The 7,085-nt window shown below is 48.1% G+C and carries 5 protein-coding genes; 4 read left to right on the top strand and 1 reads right to left on the bottom strand.

Annotated features, from left to right (window positions below; genetic code table 11):
• The first annotated feature begins 205 nt into the window (after window positions 1–205).
• The 4 genes from ACFQNG_RS18710 (at window position 206) to ACFQNG_RS18695 (ending at window position 5,721) form a co-directional block, all read left to right on the top strand.
• Entirely contained in the window at window positions 206–2,260 is a 2,055-nt protein-coding gene (locus tag ACFQNG_RS18710; RefSeq protein WP_379867431.1) for a right-handed parallel beta-helix repeat-containing protein, read from the top strand.
• A gap of 371 nt (window positions 2,261–2,631) precedes the next feature.
• Window positions 2,632–3,795: an iron-containing alcohol dehydrogenase gene (locus ACFQNG_RS18705; RefSeq protein ID WP_379867430.1), complete on the top strand. Its 1,164-nt coding sequence runs from the start codon at window positions 2,632–2,634 to the stop codon at window positions 3,793–3,795.
• Between the two features lie 84 nt (window positions 3,796–3,879).
• On the top strand, window positions 3,880–4,242 hold the full coding sequence (locus ACFQNG_RS18700) for a cupin domain-containing protein (protein WP_379867429.1): 363 nt from the start codon (window positions 3,880–3,882) through the stop codon (window positions 4,240–4,242).
• A gap of 285 nt (window positions 4,243–4,527) precedes the next feature.
• The gene (locus ACFQNG_RS18695; protein WP_379867428.1) at window positions 4,528–5,721 is read left to right on the top strand and encodes an aminotransferase class I/II-fold pyridoxal phosphate-dependent enzyme; all 1,194 of its coding nucleotides are present in this window, start codon (window positions 4,528–4,530) and stop codon (window positions 5,719–5,721) included.
• 136 nt (window positions 5,722–5,857) lie between these two features.
• Here the strand turns inward: ACFQNG_RS18695 and ACFQNG_RS18690 are convergent, their stop codons facing one another.
• Window positions 5,858–6,625, bottom strand: coding sequence for a hypothetical protein (locus tag ACFQNG_RS18690; RefSeq protein ID WP_379867427.1), 768 nt, complete (start codon window positions 6,623–6,625; stop codon window positions 5,858–5,860).
• Window positions 6,626–7,085: the final 460 nt, after the last annotated feature.

Genomic DNA, 7,085 nt, shown 5'->3' with positions numbered 1-7,085 from the left:
TAATGGGATTCGACAAAAAAAGCTTGTCGACCTGTCTGCAATCACAGACTTTGTCGACAAGCTGAATGATGCGAAATGTTTTTCGCATCATTTTCATACATATGTGTGAGAATGAGATAGAAACAGGCTTGTTTGGCTCATCAGCCGAGGGTCTGTCGGAAGGGAATCAATTAAAAACAATTACTGTGGAGGGAGTGAATCGGAGATGAATGGCCAGATCAATTATACCTTGAGCGATTTTCCTCCTTACCCTGATGAAACGGATGATACGGGAAGATTTAAGCGGGCCATTGAGGCGATGTTGCCAGGTGGCGTACTTCACGTTCCGGCTGGACAGTATTTGGTTAAAGAAATTGCAGTCACTAAACCGATTTCCCTCTGGTTTGCTGAGGGGGCCATCTTGGAAGCGACGGATGAGACAACGGCATTTTTATTCCAATTTGCGGGTGATGTCAGTGCGAGCGGTTATCCCTTGTTGAGAGAGGTGGTGCGGGGGGAGCGAACGCTTATCCTGCCACAGGCGCCTTGCGACATTCAAGCGGGTGATCTGATATGGCTTCGCGATGATTGCGCACGTGTGTCTGATGGACAGCAAGACCTCAATTGTGAAATGCATGAAGTGGTTGATGTCATCTATGAAGAACAGGAGTTGTTGGCTGAGGCGAAGTTTAAGGGTGAGGCCGATCGATGGATCAAGTGGGGTGAACGGGTTTCACCCGGTCTTTCGGTCGAGCATTCTTATGATCAAGTTGAACAGGCGCAGAAGCTTCACTTGCGTTCGGCTTCCCTGACAGGTGAAGCGATGGTTTGTTCCAACCCCGTCCCGGTTGAAGCAGGGCGAACGTATCAACTGGAAGTGTCCGCAAAGGTGGAGTGGCCGTCCCATGAAGGGCGTGGTTGCTGTTATGTGGCGTGGGAAGGGAAGAAAGGGGAACCGATTGCCCGTTCGGATGTGATTTCGTTTTCATATCAAGGATGGCAAATCTATTACGGTTGTAATTTGATTGCTCCATCCGGAGCCAGTAAAGCGAGAATATTCATTGGACTGCAAGCGGCCCAAACAGCGGTAGAGGGCACAGTGTGGGTGAAAAATGCCGCTTTCAAACAGACGTCAACCAAACTGGTTTTGAAAGATTTTGTTCGGCTGCCCAAACGAGTGGCCCGGGTGAATGTGAGGAAGATCACTCCGCTCCAATTTTGTCAGGTGATTAATTTCCGGTATCGCTTAAAACAAGGGGCGCATAAGGGCTTTGGCATATTGGCCCAGCAAGTCCGTTATTTTTATGTTAATGGTTTATATGCCGAACAGGGGGTGGAGTCCGCGATTCAGGTCCGGCGCAGTATGGATGTGATCATAGAGAATTTTACGATCATGCCACCGCAACGCGTCGGTTCGGGGCAGGGATACGGAGTGCAGTTTTACGGGGGGAATCTGGGGGTGATTGTGCGAAATGGTTGCACTTGGCGCACGCGTCATGCCGTGGATCTGGACAGCACATTTGATGCGTTGGTGGAGGGGGTAACCGATGTGGAAGGGAAAGGGGTTTCCTTTTTGCTTACCCATAATGGTTGGGGCGGAGATATGGTCTTTCGTCATTGTCGGGCCATTCGTTCCGGTTCGTCGGGATTCGTGGCCGAAACGCAGGGAGTGACCAACCCTTATACCCTGATGCACCCCAATATTCATATTGTTGACTGTTATTGGCAACGGGCATCCAGTGAAGGGGATGTGGTTTGCTACGGTTTTGGCATATGGCTGAAAGCTCCTGTTTCGGGAAGGGTGGAACGATTTACGGCCCAAGTGGGAACGGGACAGGGGTATGTCAAGGGGCATGATAATGGAGCGATTCGCTTATTGCCGGTCAGAAACCAACTGCGAGTGCATCATTTGGTGGCAAGGGGCGTGCGCCGCGGAATCATTATCGCCCATCCGCATGAAGTCAGTGAAACGGGGGCGCATCACTACATTTTTGTAAGCCAGGTTTGCCTTGAGCATTGTCGTTCCGCGGTTTACGTGAACGGTGGATGGGGCAAGCGGTTATTTATGAGCGATATGTTGTTGGATCGCATTGAAAAATACGTCATCGAGGGAAATGGGACTGGGGGATATCAAACGTTTGTAATGGAGCGGGTGTCCATTACCCGATCTCCGTCCGTTCGATTTTTTCAACATGTTTCATCTCCGAGAACCGGTTCGGCGTTCCGAGGTTGGATCAGAAAGATCTGGAGGGATTGGGTATCGAGGGGGAAAAAGCGCTAGCCTGCACTAAAAAAGAGCGGAACCACACTGTGCCCGCTCGCATGATGAACAACGTCACTTTCCATGAGGAACAAATGAAAAAAAGACGCTAACAAACATGATTATGAACGATTGGATCGCTGAACATACAACCATCGCGTGAAAACTTTCAATGGTGGAGTAGGTGGACCATCATCCGTCAAAGTAAGAGTGGTCCTTTCTATGGCAAAGGGATGCTCATGTCAGTGCATTTTTGTGGGGGCTTTCTGGAATGTATGTTTTATTTATTCAAACAAGTTTGTATCACAAACAAAAAATTAGATAAAATTCTTCATATACTATATAATAATAAGTGCAGTACATAAAACATCTAACAAAGAGGTGTCGGACTGTTGCAGAACTTTGTATTTCACAATCCAACCAAATTGATTTTCGGCAGAGGAACGTTGCCTGCTTTAAAAGAAGAGGTGCCAACCTATGGCACGAAAGTGCTTCTGGTTTATGGCGGGGGAAGCATTAAGCGCAATGGGATTTATGATGAAACGCTCAAATACCTGCAAGAAATCAATGCGCAAGTATTCGAGTTGTCCGGTGTTGAACCCAACCCCCGTTTATCGACGGTTCATAAAGGGGTAGAGATCTGCAAACGGGAACAGATCGATTTCTTATTGGCCGTTGGGGGCGGGAGCGTCATTGACGCAACCAAGGCGATCGCTGTTGGAGCCAAGTTTGATGGGGACGTTTGGGACGTGATCACGAAGAAAGCGCAAGCGACGGATGCGTTGCCATTTGGAACGGTTCTCACCCTCGCGGCGACGGGTTCCGAGATGAACAGCGGCTCGGTGATCACCAACTGGGAAACGCAAGAGAAATTGGGTTGGGGTACGCCGCTTGTATTCCCTCGTTTCTCCATCTTGGATCCCGTTCATACCTTTACGGTGCCACGCGACCAAACGGTATATGGTATTGTGGATATGATGTCGCATGCGTTGGAGCATTATTTCAGTTCGGCGCCGAATGTGCCGTATAATGAGCGCATGGTTGAAGGGCTCTTGGTGACGGTGATGGAAGCGGGGGCCAAGCTGGTGAAGGATCTGGAAAACTATGAGTTGCGTGAAACGATTCTCTTCTGCGGCACCATGGCGTTGAATGGTGTGTTGTCACAAGGGATGACTGGAGACTGGGGCACCCATGGGATCGAGCACGCGGTATCGGCGGTTTACGATATCCCGCATGGTGGCGGTTTGGCGATCATCTTCCCTAACTGGATTCGCTACAACTTGGATAAGGCGATGCCAAAGATGAAACAATTGGCCATCCGTGTCTTCCAAGTGGACCCTACCGGCAAAACGGATCGAGAGATCGCCGAGGAGGGGATCGATCGGCTGCGCGCCTATTGGAACAGCATTGGGGCTCCCAGCCGCTTGGCGGATTATCAAATCGATGACAGCCGACTGGAACTGATGGCCGAAAAAGCAACACATGCGGGCACGGTTGGCCGTACCTTCCCAGTGGGAAAAGCGGATGTGTTGGAAATCTTGAAAATGAGCCTGTAAGGTTAGATCGAGGGATAATCCTTTCACAAAAGCGGATTATCCCTTTGTCTTATCTTCACTTTATCTCGGAGAGGATGGCGTTCAGTGAAAATCAGCAAACAGACAGCGCCGCACTACATTTGGGGAAGCCGCTGCGATGGTTGGCATCTGGTGCAACAGGAAAATTTGAGCATTATCCATGAACACATGCCACCTGGCACACAAGAAGTAAGGCATTACCACAGCCGGGCGCGGCAATTTTTCTTTGTCTTAACCGGAGTGGCGACAATGGAGGTGCAAGGGGAGTTGATCACTCTTTATCCGCATGAGGGAATAGAGATTCCTCCGCGGGTTTCACATCAAATGATCAATCGATCGTCGGAAGCGGTGGAGTTTTTGGTCATCTCCCAACCGACGACTCGTGGAGATCGGGTAGAATTCCCAGGTTTTAATCCCAAGAAATTTTAAATTGTAATGAGGTGAACATATTTGGCCAATAGTTTGAAGCAGCCATTCCATCTCAATGCGCAACAGATCAATGAATGGAAAGAGATGTATATTTCGTAGTGATAATTGAATAGTAATTGATTTTATTGTAGCGCACGAATGAATTTCTTTGGTATAATGCATTAATAGTTGCCTTCTCATCCATGTATAGTACGAAAATTTGGTCTATTACCCCCTGGATCAGATTGTAATCATGCGAACGAAGAAGTTTAACCATTTCTAGAACGAAATTAGTTGGTGACAAACATGGGTATACAAGATAAAGTATCACGAATTGTAAAACAAATTCCGCCATCGGGAATCCGACGTTTCTTTGATATTGCTAGCCAAAACCCCTCGGTGATTTCGTTGGGAGTAGGGGAACCCGATTTCTGCACCCCGCCCTCCATTATCAAGGTTGGGATCGATGCGCTGGAGCAGGGAATGACCAGTTATACCTCTAACCAAGGTTTGCCCGAGTTGACAAGGGAAATCGCTTCTTATTTGTTCAGACGTTTTTCTTTAAGATACCAGCCGAACGAGATATTGGTGACCAATGGTTCCAGTGAAGGAATTGATTTGTCTTTGCGCATGCTGATTAATCCGGGGGACGAAGTGTTAATTGTGGAGCCGAGTTATGTGCCTTATGGCCCTATTGTGCAACTATGCGGGGGAGTGCCTGTGCCTGTGCCCACGTCGCTCGATCATGATTTCAAGCTGACGGTGGAAGACCTCGAGCGGGCGATCACGCCACGGAGCAAAGTGTTGATCTTATGCTATCCCAACAACCCAACAGGCACGATTATGGAAAGGGAAGATTTGGAGCCGATTGCCCGTTTTGTTGAAGAACATGACGTTATCGTCATTTCAGATGAGATTTACGCTGAGTTAACTTACGGAAGGGAACATGTGTCGATCGCTTCTTTTCCCAATATAAAAGATCGTGTCATTCTGGTCAGCGGCTTTTCAAAAGCCTTCGCCATGACAGGTTGGCGCATCGGCTATGTGGCGGCAAACGATCCCTTATTGTCTGAAATGTTGAAGATTCATCAATACACGGCATTGTGTGCCCCCACGATAAGTCAGATAGCGGCCATAGAGGCTTTGAAGAGCGGCCTGTATCAGTGTCAGGCGATGGTAAGGCAGTATGATGAACGTCGGCAGCTGGCGATTGCTGCTTTTGCGGAGATGGGCTTGCCGTGCAATACCCCAGCGGGCGCTTTTTATGTCTTTCCCAGCGTGGCTGAATTGGGAATGGATGGGTATACATTTGCTGAAGAGCTGTTGCAAGAGGAAGAGGTTGCCGTTGTGCCCGGTTATGCTTTTGGGGAGACAGGCATTTATCATATTCGTTGTTCCTATGCGACATCAATTGAAAAATTAAGGGAAGCCTTCTGGCGGATGGCCCGATTTGTGAAGCGAAAGAAAAACGCATTGCAACCATTACAGCAGACATTGTAACGGGGGAAGGCAACAGGAACCATAGACTCCAAGATGGAGCCAAGGCTCTTTTATTCTGAAAAAAAAGAAGGAAGGAAGTATTTTCAATTATTGCCAAAAAGCCGAGGGAACCCATTCCCTCGGCTTTTTGGCTCGATCAAAAAAGTCGAAACTGTTCCGATGATTGAAACTCCACCATTTCGCGCAGTTCTTTGGTAATCGATTCAGTGCCCAGCTCTTTCCGGAACTCATCCATGATCGGTTCATAGTAGTAGAACAGGAATTGTTCATATTTCTCGTCAATTTCTGTCTCGGTCTCTTGGTCATGGCCTGGCATGGTGTGAGCCATATCATTGATGTAATCAAGCACGTCATTGGAGATGAACAGGAGATATTTGGGGACAATCTCACCTATCACTTGGGCGAATAAGGTGCGCACCCTGTCTGCGTATTTGGCGTCGCCTGAGAAATCATAGGCGAAGTACGCCATGTTAAGGTTATGCAAGATTTGGGCGATTTGCGTATAAGCTTCCATTTTCTGATCATAAATACGGCTATGTGCAAAGGACCGTTGCCCTAGCATTTGTGAGCGGCGGTTGGAGTAGACAGTGATCCCCAATGTAATAAAAGCCACGATGCCCGTGATGATGGCGGCGTTTTCCTCCGCTTGCAGACCGGGCATTCCCGCCCAAAACTTGACCCCGACATAGGCGAGCCAGACCAAGCCGGCAATCCCCAACAAGACGATCGCCCATTTCCAGCCCTCTCGCTGGATGCGCAACATCATCTGATTCCATATGCCGCCCATCCGTTTCCGGCGCTTCAGTTGCTTGACCAGTTTCGCTTTGATCCGTTGCTGTTTGGCAGGATCCAATTCATGGTATTTTTCACTAAGCTGTTTATAGCGGACATGTAATAGACTCACTCTCTCACCTCCGAACAGAATTCTATTATAATGCATAAATGGTTGTTTTATATATGCATTTTTGCATTGGTCGCATGGAATGGGTGAGAGAATGCCTGCTTCAATAATTTCCTGGGATACCAAAGAAGAAAGCCATTCAGTTTTTCAGTGACCCTTTTCCGTTAAAAAACGGCCCGCGCTAGGGCATCATCGTGCCACCTCTTTGTAAACTTCTCTGAGTCGGTCTTCCGACCAATGGGTTTCACAGTGCAAAGTTGATCAGTTGATGAATCGATCTGCGAATGGTCAAATCAGGCGATGAAGCTAGATTTAAATAAGCTTTTTTTTACGATTTCATGGGAAATCCCCGAAAGCCACCATGATTACCAAAGGAGCATAGACCACAACACGTGGTCTCAGCTTGTCGACAAAGTCTGTGATTGCAGACAGGTCGACAAGCTTTTTTTGTCGAATCCCATTA

The organism is Laceyella putida (assembly GCF_042665195.1).
Classification (GTDB): Bacteria; Bacillota; Bacilli; order Thermoactinomycetales; family Thermoactinomycetaceae; genus Laceyella; species Laceyella putida.
This window is presented reverse-complemented; position numbering and strand designations above follow the sequence as displayed.

What these genes read in the sequence shown, in the direction of transcription:
- ACFQNG_RS18710 (WP_379867431.1), top strand. Translation starts at nt 206, where the DNA reads ATGAATGGCCAGATCAATTATACCTTGAGCGATTTTCCTCCTTACCCT.
- ACFQNG_RS18695 (WP_379867428.1), top strand. Translation starts at nt 4,528, where the DNA reads ATGGGTATACAAGATAAAGTATCACGAATTGTAAAACAAATTCCGCCA.